The sequence below is a fragment of the Streptomyces sindenensis genome (assembly GCF_014649035.1).
In the GTDB taxonomy this organism is placed as follows: domain Bacteria; phylum Actinomycetota; class Actinomycetes; order Streptomycetales; family Streptomycetaceae; genus Streptomyces; species Streptomyces sindenensis.
Genome location: NZ_BMSG01000004.1, coordinates 129,606 through 148,940 on the forward strand (window position 1 = coordinate 129,606; position 19,335 = coordinate 148,940).

Genomic DNA, 19,335 nt, shown 5'->3' on the forward strand with positions numbered 1-19,335 from the left:
GCCGGCCTTCACGCGACGGGCCTGCTCGTCAGGCATGTCCACCGGACGGTTGCACACCGCGATCCCCGCTGCTTCATGTGAACGGGGCCGTCTCAGCGAACCCGAGCTCGATCCGACGCCAGGCCGACCACCGCGCAGAGCGCTCCCCAGCCTCCCGCGACCGCCGCGGCTTTGCGGCGGGCGGCCGGATCGGGGAGTTGCGTGCCGAAGAGCACCGCGTCGCCGAGATCGGCCACGACCCGGCAGGCGGTCGCCGCTTGCCGAACGGAGCGGTCCTTCGCGGCCATCATGGTGAGGCCGATCGCGGCATCCCGAACACCCATGGCCCGGATCAACAGGGCGGCAGGGGCCGGGACGGACCCGTCCTCATCGCCCAGGCCGCACGGACGGGCCATCAAGGCCGGACGCACGAGAACCCCCACACCGTAGGCAGCGGTCGCCGCGCCCACCCATCGCACCAGGCCGGCTTCCACGGCATCCTCCTTGGATTCGGACTACCCGCGTTCGATGGACCACGGGTTCCCGGCGGCCCCTCATCCGACACCTCGGTACGCGCATGTGGCGGACTCGGCGGCCGGTCTCCACGCACCGGCACCGCAGGCTGCCCTGAACGGACGGGTTCTGACGAGTGAGGCCGGACTGACCGCGCCCCGCCATTCGGCACCCGCCCGGGCCGTTGCCCTGGGCCGTTCCTCCAGGTCAGGCAGGTGCGAGGAGGCAGAACTCATTGCCTTCCGGGTCGGCCAGGACGGTCCAGTGGATCGCGGACTGGTCGATGCCGGGGTCGGTGGCGCCCAGGGAGCACAGTCGGGCCGCCTCGGCTGCGGGGTCGTCACCCGGGTAGGGGCGGACGTCGAGGTGGACGCGGTTCCACCCGCTCTTGGTGTCGGGGGTGCGGATGAACTCCAAGTAGGGTCCGACGCCCTTGGCGGAGCGCATGGTCGCGCAGTCGTCGGTGACCTCGTGCAGCGTCCAGTCCATCGCCTCGCCCCAGAACCGGGCCATTTCCCGAGGAGCGGTGCAGTCGACCACGACCGCGGCGATCGGCCCAGTGTCCCGGTAGACCGGGCGGGGCTCCAGGACGCAGAACTCGTTGCCCTCCGGGTCGGCCATCACCGTCCAGGGGACGTCGCCCTGTCCCACGTCGACGGGCGTCGCGCCGAGGCTCTTCAGACGGGCGACCAGCTCCTCCTGATGGGCGGTCGAGGTGGTGGCCAGGTCGAGGTGCACGCGGTTCTTGACCGTCTTGGGTTCCGGGCGGGCGATGATGTCGACGCAGACGGCCTCGGGGCCGGGGTAGGTGAAGCCCACGGGTTCGAGGTTGGTCACCCCGGGCCCCTCGCTGTCGATACCCCAGCCGAGCGCCTCCGCCCAGAACCGCCCGAGCGCGGCGTCGTCATGGGCCTTCATGTTGATCTGCACGAGTCGTGTCGCCATGCCGCAGATCCTAGGTGTATTGATCACGAGCGTTGTTAACGCCGGCCGGGCTTGATCATGGCGAAGACCTCCGGTGTGGTGGAGGTGTCGAGTCTTCACCGCACGGAGGTCTTCGTGTCCCACCGTAATGCCCGGCTGACCGTTCATGGCAGGCGAATCCTGGTCGATCGCGTCCTCGGCGGGCGGCCAGTCGCTCATGTGGCAGCCGAAATGGGCGTATCGAGGCCTACCGCCCATAAGTGGGTCCGGCGTTGGCGCGCGGAGGGCGAAACGGGCCTGGCCGACCGCTCCAGCAGGCCCCGTCACACACCGCACCGCACCCCACGGGCCGTCGAGGCCCGGGTCTGCGACCTCCGCAGGACCCGCAAGCTCGGCCCCGCCCGCATCGGCCCGGTCCTGGGCCTGCCCGCCTCGACCGTGCACCGGATCCTGACCCGCCACCGGCTGAACCGGCTGTCCTGGATCGACCGTCCCACCGGCACCCCGATCCGCCGCTACGAACGCGACCGGCCCGGCGAGCTGATCCACATCGACGTGAAGAAACTCGGCCGGATCCCCGACGGCGGCGGTCACAGGACCCTGGGCCGCCAGGCCGGCCGCGCCACCCGCGGCAACATGGGCTTCGACTACATCCACTCCGCCGTCGACGACCATTCCCGCCTCGCCTACAGCGAGATCCACCCCGACGAGAAAGCCGCGACCTGCGCGGGCTTCCTCACCCGCGCAGCAGCCTTCTTCCACGCCCAGGGCATACCCCGCGTCGAGCGGGTCCTGACGGACAACGCCTGGGCCTACCGCAAAGGCCTGGCCTGGAAGAACGCCCTCGCCGGCCTCGGCGCCACCGGCAAATTGACCCGGGCCTACCGGCCCCAGACCAACGGCAAGGTCGAACGCTTCAACCGAACCCTGCTCGACGAATGGGCCTACATCCGGCCCTACACCTCGAACACCGAGCGAGCCGAAGCCCTGGCAGACTTCCTCCACACCTACAACCACCACCGCTGCCACACCGCACTCAACGGACACCCGCCCATCAGCCGCGTCAACAACCCTCCGGGTCAATACACCTAGGTCCTGTCGTCGAACTGCCGTCTGCCGTGCGATCTCGCTTTCGGTACGGTGCGCAGCTTGGTCCGGCCGTCGAGCCCCTCGCGCAGGATGCCGGACTGCCCGGTGCCGGACGGTCTCGCCGAAGTACCCGGCCTCTGCGAAGCGCATGACAACCAGCTCCACACCGGGCGGGGCAGCCGGACGTTACGCGTCTGCGACAAGGGGTACCCCTGTGCGTACGAAACGACGAGAAGGACGCAACGGCGGACAAAACGGCCGCGACGCACACGGAACGAGGATCACATGCAGGTGGGATACAAGCTGGCGGCGGAGGCGTTCGGCCCGGCGGAGCTGGTCAGGCAGGCCGTGCTCGCCGAGGAGGCGGGATTCGACTTCGTGGAGATCAGCGACCACTACCACCCGTGGCTCGACAACCAGGGGCACTCGCCGTTCGCCTGGACGGTGCTGGGGACCATCGCGGCCCGGACGTCGCGCATCGGTCTGGCGACCGGGGTGACATGCCCCACCGTGCGCTACCACCCCGCCGTCATCGCCCAGGCGGCCGCGACCCTCGCCCTGCTCTCGGAAGGCCGCTTCGTCCTGGGCGTCGGCTCGGGGGAGCGGCTCAACGAACACGTCGTCGGCCCGGGTTTCCCCGACGCGGTCAAGCCCCGGCACGACCTGCTGCGGGAGGCGCTGGAGATCATCCGGCTGCTGTGGAGCGGGGGCTACCAGTCCTACGAGGGCAAGCATCTGCGACTCCAGGACGCCCGGGTCTTCGACCTGCCCGACGATCCGCCGCTGATCGCGGTGGCCGCCAGCGGCCCGGAATCGACCCGGATCGCCGCCGAGCTGGGCGACGGCCTGTTCGCCACGGAGGACAAGCCGGGCATCGTCCGGCACTACCGCGACGCCGGCGGCACCGGCCCGTGCTACGGGGAGGTCCCGATGGCCTGGGCCCCCGACGCGCACACCGCCGCGCGCGCCGCGCTCAAGACCTCGCGGTGGGCGCTGACCGGCTGGAAGGTGATGAGCGAGCTGCCCAACCCGGTCAACTTCGACGCGGCGACCGCCACGGTCCGCGAAGAGGACATCCTGGAGAAGTTCGCCTGCGGAGCGGACCCCGGACGGTACATCGAGGTGGCCCAGGGGTTCGTCGACGCGGGGTTCGACCGGCTGGTCATGCAGAACGCGGGCCCCGATCCCGACGGCTTCATCGATTTCTACCGCCGCGAACTCGACGGACGTGTCCGACAGCTCGAACCGAACCGTCCGTGACCTGAAGGCTCGGGTGTCCGGGACGCCCGAGCGACGAACCGACGAACCGAGGAAGAACATGGCCGCCCGGCACCACCTCATCGACCGCGCTCCGTCCGCCGTGTGGGCGGTCCTGGAGGACGAACGGCTGTACGGCACCTGGGTGGTGGGGACCTCCGAGTCCCGCCGCGAGCAGGGTGACTGGCCCGAGCTGGGCTCCTCGATCGCCTACAGCGTGCGGCTGGGGCCCAAGGAGTTCACCGGCCGCACGGTGGTGCGGCGCATCGAGAGGCCCCGGACGCTGGAGCTGGAGGCCGAGGCCGGTCCGCTGGGGTCGGCACGGATCGCCCTGGACATCCGGCCCTGGGGCGACAAGACCCTCGTGACCGTCGACGAACACCCGCTGCGCGGCGTGGGCGGCACGCTCCACAACGTTCTGCTGGACTCGCTGATCCAGATCCGCCACCGCACCATGCTGGCGCGCCTCGCCCGGCTCACCGAAAGCCGGACGCCCGCGCGGACGGGCGAGGGCTCGCACGCATAGGCGCGCCGGGCGACCGGCCGACATCGAGTACAGCCGAGCCGACATCGAGTACAGCCGAGCAGGGGGATCGGCCGCTGAAACGGAGGGTGGCACTCCCATGGTCGACGCAGTGGTGATCGGCAGTGGACCGAACGGCCTGGTCGCCGCCAATCTGCTCGCCGACGCGGGCTGGTCGGTGGAGGTGCTGGAGGCACAGGACGAGCCGGGCGGCGCGGTCCGCAGCGACCGCGGCGTCCATCCCGAGTACGTCAACGACCTGTTCAGCTCGTTCTATCCGCTGGCCGGGGCCTCCCCGGTGCTGGCCCGGCTGGAGCTGCACCGGCATGGGCTCCGCTGGAGCCACGCACCCCAGGTGCTCGCCCATCCGCTGCTCGACGGCCGGTGCGCCGTACTGGACCGCGACCGCTCGGCGACCGCTGTGGGCCTCGACCGGTTCGCACCCGGCGACGGAGACGGCTGGCTCGGCCTCTGCGACATCTGGGACCGCGTGGGCGACGGCATCGTCGACGCCCTCTTCTCGCCCTTCCCTCCCGTCCGGGCCGGCACCGTGCTGGCGGCGCGCCTCAGGGCGGGGGGCGGGCTGCGGCTGGCCCGCAGCCTGATCCTCCCCGTCCGCAGACTGGGCGAGGAGGAGTTCGCCGGGGAGGGCGGGCGGCTGTTGCTGGCCGGGAACGCCCTGCACGCCGATCTGGCCCCCGAGGCGGCGGGCAGCGGCGGCTTCGGCTGGCTGATGTCCATGCTGGGGCAGTTCCACGGCTTCCCCGTTCCCGTCGGCGGCGCCGGGGCCCTCACCGCCGCACTGGTCGGGCGGTTGCGGAGCCGTGGGGGACGTGTGCGGTGCGGGCAGCGGGTGACCGAGGTCGTCGTGCGCCAAGGGCGTGCCGTGGGCGTCCGTACGGAGACCGGGGGAGCGGTACCCGCCCGCAGGGCCGTACTGGCCGACGTCTCCGCCCCGAGCCTCTACGGATCGCTGGTCGCCGCCGAGCACCTGCCGGGCCGGCTCCTGGAGGACATGCGCCGGTTCCAGTGGGACTTCGCGACCTTCAAGGTGGACTGGGCGCTCAGCGGCCCCGTCCCGTGGAGCAGTGCGCCCGCCGCCCGCGCCGGGACCGTGCACCTGGCGGAAGGCGTCGACGAGCTGACCCGGTGCGCGTCCCAGATCGCCCGCGGCCTGGTGCCGGACCGCCCGTTCCTCCTGATGGGACAGATGACCACCGCCGACCCCACCCGGTCCCCGCTGGACACCCAGTCGGCCTGGGCCTACACCCATGTGCCCCACACGGTGAAGGCGGACGCGGGCCCGGACGGGCTGACCGGCCGGTGGGGGGCCGGGGAACAGCAGCGGATGGCCGACCGGATGGAGGCGCGGGTCGAGCGGTACGCCCCCGGCTTCCGCAGCCGGATCCGGGCCCGGCGGATTCTCGCCCCGGCGTCCCTGCAGGCGGCGGACGCCAACCTGCACAACGGCGCCATCAACGGGGGCACGGCCTCGATGCACCAGCAGCTGATCTTCCGGCCCGTGCCGGGAACGGGCCGCCCCGAGACGCCCGTGAAGGGGCTCTACCTGGCTTCCGCGTCCGCACACCCCGGCGGCGGGGTGCATGGGGCGCCGGGTGCCAATGCCGCCCGCGCCGCCCTCCGCTCCACCAGCGCCACCACGGCCGCGCTCTCCGCCGTCCAGCGACTGTTGGCCCACCGGGGCCGGACCGGCGAGGCCACCCGCGTACGGGGGGAAGGGCCGTGATCGTCGGTCCGGCCCTCCGCCACTCCGCCGGAACGCGGCGGTCCGGTCTACCGGTCGCGTCGGGCAGCGGGGCGCGAGACCCGGGAGGCGTTCCAGTCGGCACGGCCTCCGGCACCCAGGACCTCGGCGGGGGAGGACTCCTCCCGGGGAAGGTCCCGTAGTTCGCGGCGAGTGGCCCGTGCGACGAGCGCGGGGAACAGGGGGCGCAGAGGCTGGCACCAGCGGAGCCAGGGCGGGGCGTAGATGTTCGGGGTGCGGTGGGTGACGCCCCGGGTGAGCCAACGGGCGACCTGCGCGGGGGAGTGGACCCGGCGCGCGGGGCGGGGCTGGTTGCGGCGCAGCGCTGCCAGGACGGGGTGGTCGTCGATACCGGTGAGCATGTCGGTGCCGGTCCAGTGCAGATAGGCGATGCCGACCTGGACGCCGTCCGGTTCGACCTCGCCGCGCAGGGCGAGGGCGAACGACTCCGCTCCGGCCTTGGAGGCGCAGTAGGCGCTCATCATGGGTGCCGCGCCGAACGCGGCGGTCGAGGCGATCTGGAGGAAGTATCCGCGGGTGGCGGTGAGCTGGGGCAGGAAGGCGCGGGCCGTGTTGGCGGAGCCGATGAGGTTGACGTCGATGACGCGTTGCCAGAGTTCACCGGAGGTCCGGTCGAACGGGCCGCTCACCGCGATGCCGGCGTTGGCCACGACCACGTCGGCGGGCCCGAGTTCGGCCGCCACGCGGCGTGCTGCGTCGGTGAGCGCCGTACGGTCGGTGATGTCGCACTCGACACAGATGCTCGGGCCGGGAAGGGACTCGGCCGTCCTCTCCAGGGCCGTCCTTTCCCGCCCCAGCAGGGCGACGCGCATCCCGGCATGGGAGAGGCTGTGGGCGAGCGCTTCGCCGATGCCGCGAGCGGCGCCGGTGACGACGGCGGTCCGCCCGTGCAGGGGGCGGGCGGGAGCGCGGCGGCTCCGGCGCCCGTCCGGACGGTCGGGCATGCTCTCTCCTTGCCTTCGGTCAACCGTGAACGCCCCTCACTGGACGCGAGGAGAGCTTCCGCCCGAGCGGGACCCGCCCTGATCGTCGGAATCGTCGTCATCGTCCCCGGGTATGTGGACGTCGAAGACGACGATGTTGATCTCGACGACCTCCAGGCCCGTCATCGACTCCACGGCGTCGGTGACATGGGACCGGATCCGGTCGGCGAGCTCGTGGATCGTCGTGCCGTACTCCACCTTGACGTCGACGTCGACCGCGGCCTGCTTCTCGCCCACTTCGACCTTGACGGCGCGCCCCGCGGCGGAGGAGCCGGACGAGCCGGACATACGCCCGGTGACGGCCCCCAGCGCCTTCGACGCTCCTCGGCCTATCGAGTGGACGCCGTCGGTCTCCCGTATCGCGATGCCGGCGATGGCGGCGACGACGTTGTCGGCGATCGTCGTTCTGCCCCGGCCGCGGGATCCCTCCGAGCGGCGGTCGGTGGCGGTTCCTGTGCCCAGCGTTTCGGTGTCGGCCATATCTGCCTCACAGAGAGAGTCATTGCCACGAGCCTGTCCCCCTCCCGGCCCGTGCGGCCCCCTCATTCACTCTGCGCCTGCTCGACCGCGTACGCCATTTGAGTGGGCGGAGAGGTGCGACCTGTGCTGCGACGCTTGCTTCAGAAGGCCGGGCGAGCCTGCATATCGACGCTGTCGGGGGTAGCCGCCGTCCATGGCCGACGAACAGCGCAGTGAGCAGGGTTCCCCGCACAGGCCGGCCCCGGGCGGCAGCGGGGGGACGGAGCGGACGGAGGAAGGGGACAGGAGTGGGCCGAACGGGCCCGAGGCCCAGGTGGAGCGCGACGCGCCGGACGCGCCGACCGAGCTGGGCCGGGCGTCGTGGTGGGCGGTCCTCAAACGGACGGTGAAGGAGTTCCAGCGCGACGAGCTGACCGACCGGGCCGCAGGGCTCACGTACTACGGGATCCTGTCGCTCTTCCCGGCTCTCCTGGTGCTGGTCTCGCTCCTCGGGATCGCGGGGGAGTCGACCACGCGGAAGGCGCTGGACAACGTCGAGAAGCTGGCGCCCGGAGCCGCCAAGGAGGTGATGACGAGCGCCATCACCCAGTTGGAGGGCAGCGGCGGCACCGGCTCGGTGCTGGCGATCGCCGGCCTGCTGGGGGCGCTGTGGGTCGCCTCGGGCTATGTGGCGGCGTTCATGCGTGCGGCGAACTCGGTCTACGACCTGCCCGAGGGCCGTCCGCTGTGGAAGGTGTTGCCGGTACGCGTCGGACTCACCCTGGTGCTCATGATCCTTGCCTGCGCCTGCGCTCTGATGGTGGTGCTGACCGGGGGAATCGCCCGTGAGCTCGGCGCCCTGCTGGGCATCGGCGACACGGCGCTCCTGGTCTGGTCGATCGCCAAGTGGCCCGCCCTCGTCGTCTGCGTGGCCGTCATACTGGCGGTCCTGTACTGGGCGGCCCCGAACGCCAAGGGGCGTGGCTTCGCCTTCGGCTCCCTGGGCAGTGTCCTGGCGCTGCTGATCTGGATGACCGCCTCCGCCGGGTTCGCGTTCTACGTCGCCAACTTCGGCTCGTACAACAAGACGTACGGAGCACTGGCCGGCGTCATCGTCTTCCTGGTCTGGCTGTGGATCACCAACCTGGCGATCCTGCTGGGGCTGGAGTTCGACGCGGAGATGGCCCGCGAGCGCGCCATCCTGGGCGGCCATCCGCCGTTCGAGGAGCCCTACGTCGAACCTCGCGACACCCGTGCATGGACCGACGAGGACCGTAGGGCCATGGGTGGGACAGGCCCCACCAGCGACCTGCCGACCGACTGAACGGACGCGCGACGCGCCCGTGGGCGTCAGGCGCCGCGCCTCCACGGACGGCGTTCGGTCCCGGCCAGAGCGCGGTCCAGGGCGGTCACGCCCAGGCAGGCCAGGACGATCTGGATGAGCCACTCGATCCAGTCGACGCCGCCCGTGGCGCCCACCCCCAGTACGGATGCCAGCAGCGATCCCAGAAGCGCCGCGGCCATGCCGACGACGAGCGTCCACAGGACGCCGATGTGCTGCCGGCCGGGCAGGACCAGGCGCCCCAGCAGGCCGACCGCCGACCCGATGACCAGGGCGCTGACGAGTCCGGATATTTCCATGGCCGACTCCTTCGTGTTCGTGGCGGACGTGTCCGCTCCGCGTACCCCGAAATGCGGTGCCCGACGTGCGCGTTGCCCCATTGAATGCTCCGTTCGCGCATACGTCCGGATCGCAGGGGCAGGCGAATGGCAGCCATGGACGACGGAGACCGATCGGCAAGCGGTTTTCCCCGGTGACAGGTGAAGGATGAGCACAGAGAAGAAGACCGATGAAGGGCACGACGGAAAGCGCGTCGACGTTCCTACCGCCATGCGGCAGGCTTCCGCGCAGCTCACGGAATTGCTCCAGTGCGAGCCGGGATCTGTTTCCGCGGTGAAGGCCACCGACGACGGATGGTCGGCGGACGTGGAAGTGGTCGAGCTGGAGAGGGTGCCGGACAGCATGAGCGTGATGGCCTCCTACCGAGTTCAACTCGACCCGCAGGGAGCGCTGTTGTCCTACGAGCGACTGCGCCGCTATGCCAGGGGCCAGATCGACCGTCGCTGAATTCCGTCGTCGGACGCAACTGGTCCGATGTAACTGGTCCGACGCGACTGGTCCGATGCGACTGGTCCGACGTAACTCGTCAGACGTAACGAAGATCACCGAAAGGAGTTCCCCATGACACTCGTCCAGCAGAGCAATGCGACGTCCGGTGGGAGCGGCTCGGGAAATCTCTACGACGTTCTTGAACTCATACTCGACCGAGGGCTCGTCATCGACGCGTTCGTTCGCGTCTCCCTGGTCGGTATTGAAATTCTCAAAATCGATGTGCGAGTGGTCGTCGCCAGTGTCGACACCTATCTGCGATTCGCCGAGGCCTGCAACCGGCTCGATCTGGAGTCCGGCCGCAAGGCGCCGAGTCAGCTCACCGATCTGGTCGGTGACATGACGGAGAACGGTGCCAAGGGCAAGTCCAAGGGCGCGCTCACCGGTGCCGTCGAGGCTTTCAGCGAGTCGTTGCAGGGCAAGCGCGAGGAGCCCGAGGAGGAGCCCCGTAAGCGCCCGGCCCGTAAGTCGACGGCCGGCCGGCAGTCCCAGCGAGGCGAGGAGTAACGGTGCCCACCTACATCTACGCCATCACCGGCGCCGACCACCCGCTGCCCCTCGGCGGACTGCACGGCGTGGGAGACCCGCCCTCGGAGCTGCGCACCCTGCGCACCGACCTGCTGGCCGCGGTGGTCAGCGAGGCGCCTGACGGGCTCCGTGCCAAGCGACGCGATGTCATGGCCCATCAGAACGTCCTGGAGGCGCTGATGGCGGGCGGTGCGACCCTGCCCATGAGGTTCGGTCTGGTGGGCCCCGGTGACGACGAGGTCGTCGCAGCCCTGGACCGGGAGGCGGACGCGTACCGGGAGCGGCTCGCACAACTGGACGGCCGGGTGGAGTACAACCTCAAGGCCGGCCGCGACGAGGACGACCTCCTCCGGGAGATCATGACCGAGTCCGACGAGATCCGGCAGCTCAACGAACGGACGCGCGCCCGGGGCAGCCACGACGACCGGGTCGCCCTGGGGGAGCTGGTGGCGCGCGAGGTGACCGCCCGCGGTCAGCGCGAGGCGGAGGATGTCGCCGCCCGCCTGGCAGACGCCGCCACCCACAGCTCGCACGCCGAGCCGGCCCCGCAGCAGTTCCTCAACCTGTCCTTTCTCGTGCCTCGGGCGGAGACCGACGCCTTCGTGGCCGCGGTCCGGCGCGAGGCGGAGGAGCGCGGCGACGCGTACTCCTTCACCCTGACGGGGCCGCTGCCCCCGTACAGCTTCGTCTGACCGCCGGGCCGAGGACTCACGCCGAGGACTCACGGAGCGGAGGTGACCCGGCCATGGGTCTCATCAGCGACCTTCTGACCTTGCCCCTGGCCCCCGTACGGGGAACGGTCTGGGTCCTTGAACAGGTCGTCCACGCCGCCGAGGAGGAGTACTACGACCCCGAGCCGGTACGAGCCCGGCTCGCGCAGCTGGAGCAGGACCTGAACAACGGCCTCATCGACGCCGAGGAGTTCGACCGCCGCGAGGACGAGTTGCTCGACCGGCTCGACGAGATCGAGGAGTACCGACAGAACGCACGGCAGGCGCCGTGACCATCAGCCGCAACCACACGTGTCCGGGGGAAGATCAGAGGTGCATCGCACATGACGAAGAACGCCAAGATAGGCGCCGCCCTGGTGGGGGGATACCTGCTGGGCCGCACGAAGAAGGCCAAACTCGCCCTGGGGTTCGGGATGTTCCTCGTCGGCAAGAAGTTCGACCTGGACCCGCGGCAGCTCGGCAGGACGCTGGCCAACTCTCCGGTCCTGGGGTCCCTGAACGACCAGGTGCGCAAGGAACTGGTGGACGCCACCAGGACCGCGGCCACCAAGGCCGTCACGCAGCGGGCCGGCAGCCTGGCCGACTCGCTCCAGCAGCGCACCCGGGCCCTTGAGTCGGGCCCCGAGGCCGACGAAGAGGAACCGGACGACGACGACGGAGCCGGAGCGGACCGGGACGAAGGGGCTCCGGGCCGGAGTGAGAAGCGCAAGCGGGCCCCGCGCAAGACCGCTGCGTCCGGCTCCAAGCCCGCTTCGAAGAGCCGGTCCTCGTCGGGCGGCGGCCGGTCCGGGGGAGCGGGCAGGACCTCCGCCTCCGCGCGCAGGAGCACCGGTGCCGCACGCAAGACCGCCGCGTCCGGCGGCCGCAAGGCCCGGGGAGGCGACGATGCCTGAATCCACCCTCGGCAGCCTCAAGGACGACGTGGTCAAGAACCCGGCCACCGACCGCCTCAAGGAAGAACTGCAGAACTACGTGCGGGCCCGTGCCGAGCACGCGGTGACCCAACTGGGGCACCGTCTCGGCGACTCGGTGTCCAAGCTCGCGGAGCCGGGCGGCGGGGGCGGCGCCCTCAAGGGCCTGGCCAAGGGCGGCCAGGCTCTCGGCGAAGGCAAATCCCCCGGACAGGCCGCCCTGAGCGCGGGCGCCTCCCACCTCAAGGACACCGTCAAGGACAAGGTCAAGGGATGGTTCGGCAAGGGGCGCAAGTCCGGCGGGGGCACGTCCAAGAGCGTCACCATCGTGGAGGACATCGACGTCGGTGTACCGGTCCGCGAGGCGTACGACCAGTGGAGCCAGTTCCAGGAGTTCAGCTCGTTCGCCAAGGGTGTCGTGAGCGTGGAGAAGGCCGACGACACCACCAGCAACTGGAAGGTGAAGGTCGCCAAGTCGACCCGCAGCTGGAAGGCGAACGTCACCGAGCAGGTGCCCGACGAACGCATCACCTGGACCACCGAAGGCGCCAAGGGCACCGTCAAGGGCGTGGTCACCTTCCACGCGATCACCGACGACCTGACCCGCGTCCTGCTGGTTCTCGAATACTTCCCCAAGGGGCTGTTCGAGAAGACCGGCAACATTTGGCGGGCCCAGGGCCGCCGCGCCCGGCTCGACCTCAAGCTCTACCGCAAGTTCATCATGATGCGCGGTGAGGCGACCGACAGCTGGCGCGGCGAGATCCGTGACGGAGAGGTCGTCGTCGGGCACGACGAGGCGCTCGAAGAGGAGGAGGCCCCGGACGACGAGGGCATCGAGCCCGATGGGGACTCGCCCGACGACGCGTACGAGGACGGGCAGCCCCGCGACGAGGACGACGCCCCCGAGGACGACGGCTTCGAGGACGACGACCTCGCGTACGAGGACGAAGAGCCGCAGGACGAGGAGTTCGTCGACGAGGACGCCGAGGACGCCGAGGTCCTTGAGGACGACAAGCCGGTGGACGAGCTGGAGGAGCCGGCGGAGGAGTCCGCGGACGAGGACGCCGAGGAACAGTACGACGACGGAGCGGCAGACGACGAGACGGAGGAGGAGCCTCGGCCGGCCCGCCGCTCCCGACGCCGTACGGCCACCGCCGACCGGTGACCGGGCTCGCGCACAGACCCGCACCGACACCCCACGGAAAGGCGTGAGACACCGTGTCCGAATCACTCGCCGGCCGTATGCCGGCCCCGCCCCGGGGGGCCGGCCCGGCATACGGGCAGCAGGGCTCGTCGGCCAACCTCGCCGACATCCTGGAAAGGGTGCTGGACAAGGGCATCGTCATCGCCGGTGACATCCAGATCAATCTGCTCGACATCGAACTGCTCACCATCAAGCTCCGCCTGCTCGTCGCCTCCGTCGACAAGGCCAAGGAGATGGGCATCGACTGGTGGGAGCACGACCCCTCGCTCTCCTCACGGGCCCGCCCCGCGCAGGAGACCGGGAACCACCCCGCACGGGAGGCCGAGGCCGGCACCGGGAGGAACGCGCTGGCCGAGGAGAACGAGCAGCTGCGTGCCGAACTGGCCCGTCTACGGGCGGTCGCCGGGCTCCCGGGCTCCGCTGCGGCCGACGCCCAGGCGGCCCCCGCCGAAGAGGAGGAGCGACGATGAACACCGGACCGCACGCATCCGTCGGCGCCCCGGGCGGGGGCATCGGGGAGATGAGCTACGTCTACGCGGTCGGCCGCGCGGGTCCCGCCCTGGACGGCCTTGCCGCCCGGCTGCCGGGCGTGGACGGCCGGCCCCTGCGCCCCGTGGAAGGGGGCGGGCTGTGCGCACTCGTCTCCGGCGTGCCGTCGGACACGTTCAGCGAGCAGGGCCTGACCGCGCAGATGGAGGATCTGGACCGGCTCGAAGCCGTGGCCCGGGCTCACCACGCGGTGGTGGACGCCGCGTTCGCGGAGACCTCGGTGCTGCCGATGCGGCTGGCCACGGTCTATCTGGACGATGCCCGGGTGGCCGACATGCTGGTCAGGCAGCGCAGTGAATTCCGGGAGCTGTTGGTCCGTCTGGAGGGCCATGTGGAGCTGGGGGTGAAGGTCTACGCCGATCCCCGTACGGCCGCCGCGCCGGCCCCGGCCACCGTGACGCCGTCGGGTGCCGGGGCGGGCCGCGCCTATCTCCGGCAGCGGCAGGCACAGCAGCGCGACAGCCAGGACGCCTACCGGACGGCGTCCGAACTGGCCGCCCGTGCCGCGCGACTGGCGGAGGGAGTGGCCGCCTCACGGGCGGTGCACCGCCCGCAGCAGGGGCAGCTGGCCTCCCGGCCCGGGGTGAACGTCGTCAACGAGGCCTATCTCGTCCCCCGGGAGCACACGGAGCGGCTCCGCCGGGAGCTCTCCGCACTGGCCGAGGACGTACCCGGGGTGGCGGTCGAGGTGACGGGACCGTGGGCGCCCTACTCCTTCGCGACCGCGGTCACGGCGGAGGGCGCGGACGGCGGTGGCCCACGGTGAGCACGGACGTCATCGGCGGCGTTCTCGGTGAGAGCGAGCCCCGGGGCGGCCCGCCCGTCGCCCTGATCGACCTCCTGGACCGCCTGCTGAACGGCGGGGCCGTGCTCACCGGGGACCTCGTCCTGTCCATCGCCGACGTGGACCTCGTCCACATCAACCTGCGAGCGGTGATCCGGTCGATCACCGGTGAGGAGCCGGGGCCGTGGTGAGGCCGTTGACCGGTGACACACCCCGCCCGGCCCACCCCGGGAAGGAGGGGGACCCGATGACCGAGGACGACCGAGCACGAGGCCCGGCGGGCGCGTCTGCCCTTGCGGCCGAGGAGGTGGCACGAGCGGCGGCGCAGGCGTTCGGGCTCAGCCCCGCGCAACCGGACGACCACCACGCCTCGGCGGCGGCCCAGCGCCTGCACACCGATCCGGAGACCGTGGAACGGGACCTCGTCAAGCTGGTGCTCACCATCGTCGAACTGCTTCGCCAGCTCATGGAGCGCACCGCGATCCACCGCGTCGACCAGGGCGACCTGAGCGAACTCCAGGAAGAGCGGATCGGGATGACGCTGATGATCCTGCACGAACGCATGACGGAGCTGTGCGACCGCTACGACCTGACGATGGACGACCTCAATCTCGACCTCGGGCCGCTCGGCTCACTGCTGCCGCACAACGGTGCCTGAACGGCTCGGACCCAGGTTTCATCACACGACGCAAGGCAAGGAGGAGGCCATGACCACTGACGACAAGGACGCAAAGAACTCCACCCCGAGCAAGGGGAGGACCGCCACCGCCCGCAAGTCGGCCGCGACTGCCCGTAAGTCGGCCGCCTCGGCCCGCGAGACGGCCGACGCCACCGCGGAGAAGGCCGGCGAGCAGGCCGACGCGAAGGCCGGAGAGGCGCGGTCCGCGGCCGAGGGCGCCAAGGGCGCGGCCGGGAGTGCCAAGGGCGCGGCTTCGGACAGCGCGTCGGCGGCCGGTGAGACCACTCGGCGTGTCGGCCGTGCCGCTGCCGCCGGTTTCCAGAGCGGGCAGCAGGCCGTGACCGCCAACGCGGCCAAGGCCGCGAGCGCGGCCACCACGGCGTGGGCGGTCGTCAAGCACCGGAAGGCGGTCGCCGCCGGAGCCGCGGCGGGTGTGGCCGGAGTGGCCGGAGCGGCGTTCGCCATCGGCCGTTCGACCGCGAAGCCTCCGACGGGCCCGCTGACCCGACTGGCGCGCGGCCGGATCTGACAGCGAGAACGGAAGAACGCCGGGCAGGGGCCTGGACGTGGGGCGGGGCCGGAGAGATCTTCTCCGGCCCCGCCCCACGTCCAGGCCCCTGCCTCTTTCCCGTCCGGCCTGTCTCCCGACCCTGGATTCGAACGAATATGCGAACATGGGGTTAGAGTGCTTCTTCCTCATCCCGATGAATCGGGATGAGAGGGCAAAGATCCGAAAAGAGGGGTCATGAGCAACAGGAGGTGTGTATGTCGTTTACGCACCTCCATGCCGCGAGCGGCTACTCGCTGCGCTACGGGGCCAGTCACCCGTCCGCGCTGGCCGAGCGGGCCGCCGAGCGGGGCCTCGACGCCCTGGCGCTGACCGACCGGGACTCCCTGGCGGGCGCGGTGCGCTTCGCCAAGGCGTGTGCGGAGGCCGGGATCCGGCCGCTGTTCGGCGTCGATCTGGCGGTGCCCGGCATGCCGGCGTCCGGCCCCGGGCCGGTGAAACGGCAGCGGACCGCTCCCTCCCGGGGCGGTGCGTTCGTCGCCGAGGCACCGCAGCGCGCGGTGTTCCTGGCCCGCACCGAACGCGGCTGGGCCGAGCTGTGCCGACTGGTGACGGCGGCGTCGGACCAGGGCGTCACCTGGGAGGACCTGTCCTGTCCGGACGACGAGCTGTTCGTCCTCCTCGGGGCGGACTCCGAGGTGGGGCAGGCGCTGGCCTCGGGGCGGCCGGACCGGGCCGCGACCCTGCTGGGCCCTTGGCGGACCCGGTTCGGCGGGTCGTTGCGGATCGCGACGTCCTGGCACGGGCGGTCCGGCACCGGCCCGGGATCGCTGCGGCTGGCCGCCCGCATGCTGGGCTTCGCCACCGAACAGCAGGTGACCCCGGTGCTCACCAACGCCGTGCGCTACGCCGACCCGGACCGGGGCGAGGTCGCCGACATCCTGGACTCCGCCCGCCTCCTGGTGCCGATCGACGCCCGTGACGCGTCCCGGCTCGACACCGGGCAGCGGTGGCTGAAGGACACCGGGGAGATGGAACGGATCGCCGGACGGATCGTGGAGGCCGCGGGCGGCCGGGGCGAGGACGCGCGGCGGCTGCTCGCGGCCACCGAGGAGACGGCCGAGGCCTGCGTGGTCGATCCGGGCGGCGCGTTCGGACTCGGCCGGCTGAACCTTCCCGAGCCCGAGCTCGTCGGCGCGAGCGCCGATACGGCGGACCGGGCGCTCGCGGACCGGTGCGCGGCGGGCATGCTCGGCCGCGGCTACCACCGGGAGGGAGAGCGCTGGGACCGGCTGGAGGACGAGTTGCGGATCATCGCCGGACACGGCTTCGCCGGATACTTCCTGACCGTCGCCGAGGTCGCGGCACAGGCCCGGCGGCTCGGCGTCCGGGTCGCCGCGCGCGGCTCGGGAGTGGGCTCGCTGGTCACGCATCTGCTGGGGATCAGCCCGGTCGACCCGGTGGCGCACGGCCTGGTGATGGAGCGCTTCCTGTCCGAGCACCGCTCGGCCCTGCCCGACATCGACCTGGACGTCGAGTCCGCCCGCCGCCTGGAGGTCTACCAAGCGGTACGGGAGCGGTTCGGGGCCGACCGGGTGGCGACGCTCGCCGTCTACAAGACCTACCGGGCGCGCGGGGCGATCGAGGTCGTGGCCCGCGCCCGCGGCATGGCCCCGGACCGGGCGGCCCGGCTGGGCAAGGCGTTCCCGCACATCCGGGCCAAGGACGTGCGGGCCGCCCTCGCCGAGCTGCCGGAGCTGCGCGAGGTCGCCGCCGAGGACCACGGGCGGCTCTGGGAGCTGGTGGAGGCGCTCGACGAGCTGCCGTTCGAGGCGGCGATGCACCCGTGCGGGCTGCTCGTCTCCGACGCGGCGCTGGGACGGCGTACCCCGATGGCGCCGACCACCGTGGAGAACATCGCCATGTCCCAGTTCGACAAGGAGGACATCGAGGACACCGGACACCCGAAGATCGACGTCATCGGTGTACGGATGCAGTCGGCGCTCGCCCACGCGGCCGCCGAGATCGAACGCGTCACCGGCGAACCCGTCGACCTGGACGATCCCGCACAGGTGCCGCCGGACGACCCGGCGACGTACGACCTGATCTCCTCCGGGGACACGCTGGGCACCTTCCAGCTGGAGAGTCCCGGACAGCGGGAGCTGGTGCGGAACCTGCGGCCGCGGTCGTTCGGCGACCTGGCGCTCGACATCAGCCTGTTCCGGCCCGGACCGGTCGCGGCCGCCATGGTGGAACCGTTGCTCAAGGCCAGGGAGAGCGGGGGCGGAACCCGTTACGCGCACCGTGACCTGAGGCCGATCCTGGCGGAGACCGAGGGGCAGGTGGTCTACCACGAGCAGGTGATCCAGATCATGGCGACGATGACCGGCTGCGACCGGGGCATGGCGGACGAGGCCCGCCGCGCCCTGTCCGTCCCCGAGCGGCAGGGCCGGGTCCGCGCATGGTTCGCCGATCAGGCCCGCGGGCGCGGTTACCCGGTCCAGGTCGTGCGGGACGTGTGGAAGACCCTGGAGAACTTCGGCAGCTTCGGCTTCGCCAAGGCGCACGCCGCGGCCTTCGCGCAGCCCGCCTACCAGTCGAGCTGGCTCAAGGCCCACCGGATGGCGGCCCTGCTCGCCGGGCTGCTCACGCACGACCCGGGGATGTACCACAAGCGGGTCCTGGCCGCGGACGCCCGGCGCCACGGGGTGCCGCTGCTGCTGCCCGACGTCAACCGGTCCCAGGTCGCACACATAATCGAACTGGTGTCTGGTAAATGGGGGGTGCGGATCGGTCTCGCGCAGGTGCGCGGCATCACCGAGGCCGAGAGCGGACGCATCGCGGCCGGGCAGCCGTACGCCTCGGTCGAGGACTTCTGGCAGCGCGCCCGGCCCAGCCGCCCGCTGGCCGAACGCCTCGCCCGGGTAGGCGCGTTGAGCGCGTTCGGGGCCCGCCGCGAGCTGCTGCTGAAGATCGCCGAGCTGCACCGCGCGGGGCGCGGAGCGGGCGGATCCGCCGCCGGCCAGCTCCCCATGGCGGAGGTGGGGAGTGCACAGGACGCGGGCGGTGCGGAGAACGCACCCGGGGTGGAGGACGACAGCGCGGCCGACGCCGTCACGGGCCTGCCGGCCATGGACGCGTCCGAACAGCTCGCCGCCGAACTCGACGTACTCGGCATGGACATCTCCCACCACCTCCTCGACGAGCACCGCTCCCTGCTCGCCGCCATCGGGGCGACCCCCGCCGCCGAGCTGGCGGGCCTGCGGCACGGCTCCACCGTGCTCGTCGCCGGCGTCAAGGTCGCTACCCAGACCCCGCCGATCCGCTCCGGCAAGCGCGTCATCTTCGCCACCCTGGACGACCCCACCGGCCTGTCCGACCTGGCGTTCTTCGAGGACAGCCACGGGCGGTGCGCCCATACGGTGTTCCACAGCAGCCTGCTGCTCGTCCGCGGCACCCTCGCCCGCCGTCCGCCGCGCGCCTTCAGCATCACCGGCACGGCCGCCTGGAACCTGGCCGAGCTGATCGACCTGTACCGCGAGGGCGGCCCCGCCGCCGTGGCCGACCGGCTCACCCGCGCCGAGTCCACCCCGCGCCGGGCCGTGCCGCGCCGCACCCTCACCCAGCCCAACGGGTACGCCCTGCACCCCTGGGCCGACCTCCAGCCGCCCGGCGCACCCGCCTCCGCGACCCTGCCCGCCCTCGACGCGCTGGACGGACGGTCCTTCCACCACGCGAGCCCCGGAAGCGCGGGGTGA

Annotated in this window: 22 protein-coding genes; 17 read left to right on the forward strand and 5 right to left on the reverse strand. The window is 71.7% G+C overall.

Annotated elements, in window-relative coordinates:
• Positions 1-92: 92 nt before the first annotated feature.
• Together IE145_RS07390 and IE145_RS07395 are read right to left on the reverse strand one after the other, a co-directional pair.
• Positions 93-473, reverse strand: a complete 381-nt coding sequence (locus IE145_RS07390) for a DUF4267 domain-containing protein (RefSeq protein WP_229825400.1) — start codon at positions 471-473, stop codon at positions 93-95.
• Positions 474-699: 226 nt separating this feature from the next.
• The gene (locus IE145_RS07395; RefSeq protein ID WP_189520031.1) at positions 700-1,437 is read right to left on the reverse strand and encodes a VOC family protein; all 738 of its coding nucleotides are present in this window, start codon (positions 1,435-1,437) and stop codon (positions 700-702) included.
• A gap of 114 nt (positions 1,438-1,551) precedes the next feature.
• On the opposite strand from IE145_RS07395, the gene IE145_RS07400 reads away from it, so the two are divergent.
• The 4 genes from IE145_RS07400 (at position 1,552) to IE145_RS07415 (ending at position 6,032) form a co-directional block, all read left to right on the forward strand.
• Positions 1,552-2,508 carry an IS481 family transposase gene (locus tag IE145_RS07400; protein ID WP_189520033.1) on the forward strand — a complete coding sequence of 319 codons (957 nt, stop codon included), beginning with the start codon at positions 1,552-1,554 and terminating at the stop codon, positions 2,506-2,508.
• 282 nt (positions 2,509-2,790) lie between these two features.
• Positions 2,791-3,765 carry a TIGR03557 family F420-dependent LLM class oxidoreductase gene (locus tag IE145_RS07405; RefSeq protein WP_189520035.1) on the forward strand — a complete coding sequence of 325 codons (975 nt, stop codon included), beginning with the start codon at positions 2,791-2,793 and terminating at the stop codon, positions 3,763-3,765.
• Between the two features lie 58 nt (positions 3,766-3,823).
• A complete protein-coding gene (locus IE145_RS07410) occupies positions 3,824-4,288 on the forward strand; it encodes an SRPBCC family protein (protein WP_189520037.1) in 465 nt (154 codons plus the stop codon).
• Positions 4,289-4,385: 97 nt separating this feature from the next.
• On the forward strand, positions 4,386-6,032 hold the full coding sequence (locus IE145_RS07415; RefSeq protein WP_189520039.1) for a phytoene desaturase family protein: 1,647 nt from the start codon (positions 4,386-4,388) through the stop codon (positions 6,030-6,032).
• Positions 6,033-6,079: 47 nt separating this feature from the next.
• On the opposite strand, the gene IE145_RS07420 is transcribed toward IE145_RS07415, so the two are convergent.
• On the reverse strand, positions 6,080-7,015 hold the full coding sequence (locus IE145_RS07420; RefSeq protein WP_189520041.1) for an SDR family oxidoreductase: 936 nt from the start codon (positions 7,013-7,015) through the stop codon (positions 6,080-6,082).
• A 36-nt stretch (positions 7,016-7,051) separates the two neighbouring features.
• Complete coding sequence (locus IE145_RS07425; RefSeq protein ID WP_189520043.1) at positions 7,052-7,534, reverse strand: Asp23/Gls24 family envelope stress response protein; 483 nt, start codon at positions 7,532-7,534, stop codon at positions 7,052-7,054.
• 193 nt (positions 7,535-7,727) lie between these two features.
• Here IE145_RS07425 and IE145_RS07430 point away from each other — a divergent pair, with 193 nt between their 5' ends.
• Positions 7,728-8,837, forward strand: coding sequence for a YihY/virulence factor BrkB family protein (locus IE145_RS07430; RefSeq protein WP_189520045.1), 1,110 nt, complete (start codon positions 7,728-7,730; stop codon positions 8,835-8,837).
• A 26-nt stretch (positions 8,838-8,863) separates the two neighbouring features.
• On the opposite strand, the gene IE145_RS07435 is transcribed toward IE145_RS07430, so the two are convergent.
• Entirely contained in the window at positions 8,864-9,154 is a 291-nt protein-coding gene (locus IE145_RS07435) for a GlsB/YeaQ/YmgE family stress response membrane protein (protein ID WP_189520047.1), read from the reverse strand.
• A gap of 187 nt (positions 9,155-9,341) precedes the next feature.
• Here IE145_RS07435 and IE145_RS07440 point away from each other — a divergent pair, with 187 nt between their 5' ends.
• From IE145_RS07440 to dnaE, 12 genes are all read left to right on the forward strand, one after another.
• Positions 9,342-9,641, forward strand: coding sequence for a gas vesicle protein GvpO (locus IE145_RS07440; protein WP_189520049.1), 300 nt, complete (start codon positions 9,342-9,344; stop codon positions 9,639-9,641).
• 114 nt (positions 9,642-9,755) lie between these two features.
• Entirely contained in the window at positions 9,756-10,190 is a 435-nt protein-coding gene (locus IE145_RS07445; RefSeq protein WP_189520051.1) for a gas vesicle structural protein GvpA, read from the forward strand.
• 2 nt (positions 10,191-10,192) lie between these two features.
• Positions 10,193-10,903 carry a GvpL/GvpF family gas vesicle protein gene (locus tag IE145_RS07450; protein ID WP_189520053.1) on the forward strand — a complete coding sequence of 237 codons (711 nt, stop codon included), beginning with the start codon at positions 10,193-10,195 and terminating at the stop codon, positions 10,901-10,903.
• 53 nt (positions 10,904-10,956) lie between these two features.
• Positions 10,957-11,214: a gas vesicle protein GvpG gene (locus tag IE145_RS07455; protein ID WP_069735143.1), complete on the forward strand. Its 258-nt coding sequence runs from the start codon at positions 10,957-10,959 to the stop codon at positions 11,212-11,214.
• Positions 11,215-11,265: 51 nt separating this feature from the next.
• Entirely contained in the window at positions 11,266-11,835 is a 570-nt protein-coding gene (locus tag IE145_RS07460) for a hypothetical protein (protein WP_189520055.1), read from the forward strand.
• Positions 11,828-13,018, forward strand: coding sequence for an SRPBCC family protein (locus IE145_RS07465; protein ID WP_189520057.1), 1,191 nt, complete (start codon positions 11,828-11,830; stop codon positions 13,016-13,018). Before IE145_RS07460 ends, IE145_RS07465 begins: the two co-directional genes overlap by 8 nt.
• A gap of 53 nt (positions 13,019-13,071) precedes the next feature.
• On the forward strand, positions 13,072-13,527 hold the full coding sequence (locus IE145_RS07470) for a gas vesicle protein (RefSeq protein WP_373296574.1): 456 nt from the start codon (positions 13,072-13,074) through the stop codon (positions 13,525-13,527).
• Positions 13,524-14,372, forward strand: a complete 849-nt coding sequence (locus IE145_RS07475) for a GvpL/GvpF family gas vesicle protein (RefSeq protein ID WP_189520059.1) — start codon at positions 13,524-13,526, stop codon at positions 14,370-14,372. The genes IE145_RS07470 and IE145_RS07475 overlap by 4 nt, the downstream gene beginning before the upstream one ends.
• Positions 14,369-14,581 carry a gas vesicle protein gene (locus tag IE145_RS07480; protein WP_030586915.1) on the forward strand — a complete coding sequence of 71 codons (213 nt, stop codon included), beginning with the start codon at positions 14,369-14,371 and terminating at the stop codon, positions 14,579-14,581. The genes IE145_RS07475 and IE145_RS07480 overlap by 4 nt, the downstream gene beginning before the upstream one ends.
• A gap of 56 nt (positions 14,582-14,637) precedes the next feature.
• Positions 14,638-15,048, forward strand: coding sequence for a gas vesicle protein K (locus IE145_RS07485; RefSeq protein ID WP_189520061.1), 411 nt, complete (start codon positions 14,638-14,640; stop codon positions 15,046-15,048).
• Positions 15,049-15,097: 49 nt separating this feature from the next.
• On the forward strand, positions 15,098-15,598 hold the full coding sequence (locus IE145_RS07490) for a hypothetical protein (protein WP_189520063.1): 501 nt from the start codon (positions 15,098-15,100) through the stop codon (positions 15,596-15,598).
• Positions 15,599-15,834: 236 nt separating this feature from the next.
• Positions 15,835-19,335, forward strand: a complete 3,501-nt coding sequence (gene dnaE / locus IE145_RS07495; protein WP_189520064.1) for a DNA polymerase III subunit alpha — start codon at positions 15,835-15,837, stop codon at positions 19,333-19,335.

Coding starts and splice junctions, on each gene's coding strand:
- IE145_RS07395 (WP_189520031.1), bottom strand. CDS start 1,437: ATGGCGACACGACTCGTGCAGATCAACATGAAGGCCCATGACGACGCC.
- IE145_RS07405 (WP_189520035.1), top strand. CDS start 2,791: ATGCAGGTGGGATACAAGCTGGCGGCGGAGGCGTTCGGCCCGGCGGAG.
- IE145_RS07410 (WP_189520037.1), top strand. CDS start 3,824: ATGGCCGCCCGGCACCACCTCATCGACCGCGCTCCGTCCGCCGTGTGG.
- IE145_RS07415 (WP_189520039.1), top strand. CDS start 4,386: ATGGTCGACGCAGTGGTGATCGGCAGTGGACCGAACGGCCTGGTCGCC.
- IE145_RS07420 (WP_189520041.1), bottom strand. CDS start 7,015: ATGCCCGACCGTCCGGACGGGCGCCGGAGCCGCCGCGCTCCCGCCCGC.
- IE145_RS07425 (WP_189520043.1), bottom strand. CDS start 7,534: ATGGCCGACACCGAAACGCTGGGCACAGGAACCGCCACCGACCGCCGC.
- IE145_RS07430 (WP_189520045.1), top strand. CDS start 7,728: ATGGCCGACGAACAGCGCAGTGAGCAGGGTTCCCCGCACAGGCCGGCC.
- IE145_RS07435 (WP_189520047.1), bottom strand. CDS start 9,154: ATGGAAATATCCGGACTCGTCAGCGCCCTGGTCATCGGGTCGGCGGTC.
- IE145_RS07440 (WP_189520049.1), top strand. CDS start 9,342: ATGAGCACAGAGAAGAAGACCGATGAAGGGCACGACGGAAAGCGCGTC.
- IE145_RS07445 (WP_189520051.1), top strand. CDS start 9,756: ATGACACTCGTCCAGCAGAGCAATGCGACGTCCGGTGGGAGCGGCTCG.
- IE145_RS07455 (WP_069735143.1), top strand. CDS start 10,957: ATGGGTCTCATCAGCGACCTTCTGACCTTGCCCCTGGCCCCCGTACGG.
- IE145_RS07460 (WP_189520055.1), top strand. CDS start 11,266: ATGACGAAGAACGCCAAGATAGGCGCCGCCCTGGTGGGGGGATACCTG.
- IE145_RS07465 (WP_189520057.1), top strand. CDS start 11,828: ATGCCTGAATCCACCCTCGGCAGCCTCAAGGACGACGTGGTCAAGAAC.
- IE145_RS07475 (WP_189520059.1), top strand. CDS start 13,524: ATGAACACCGGACCGCACGCATCCGTCGGCGCCCCGGGCGGGGGCATC.
- IE145_RS07485 (WP_189520061.1), top strand. CDS start 14,638: ATGACCGAGGACGACCGAGCACGAGGCCCGGCGGGCGCGTCTGCCCTT.
- IE145_RS07490 (WP_189520063.1), top strand. CDS start 15,098: ATGACCACTGACGACAAGGACGCAAAGAACTCCACCCCGAGCAAGGGG.
- dnaE (WP_189520064.1), top strand. CDS start 15,835: ATGTCGTTTACGCACCTCCATGCCGCGAGCGGCTACTCGCTGCGCTAC.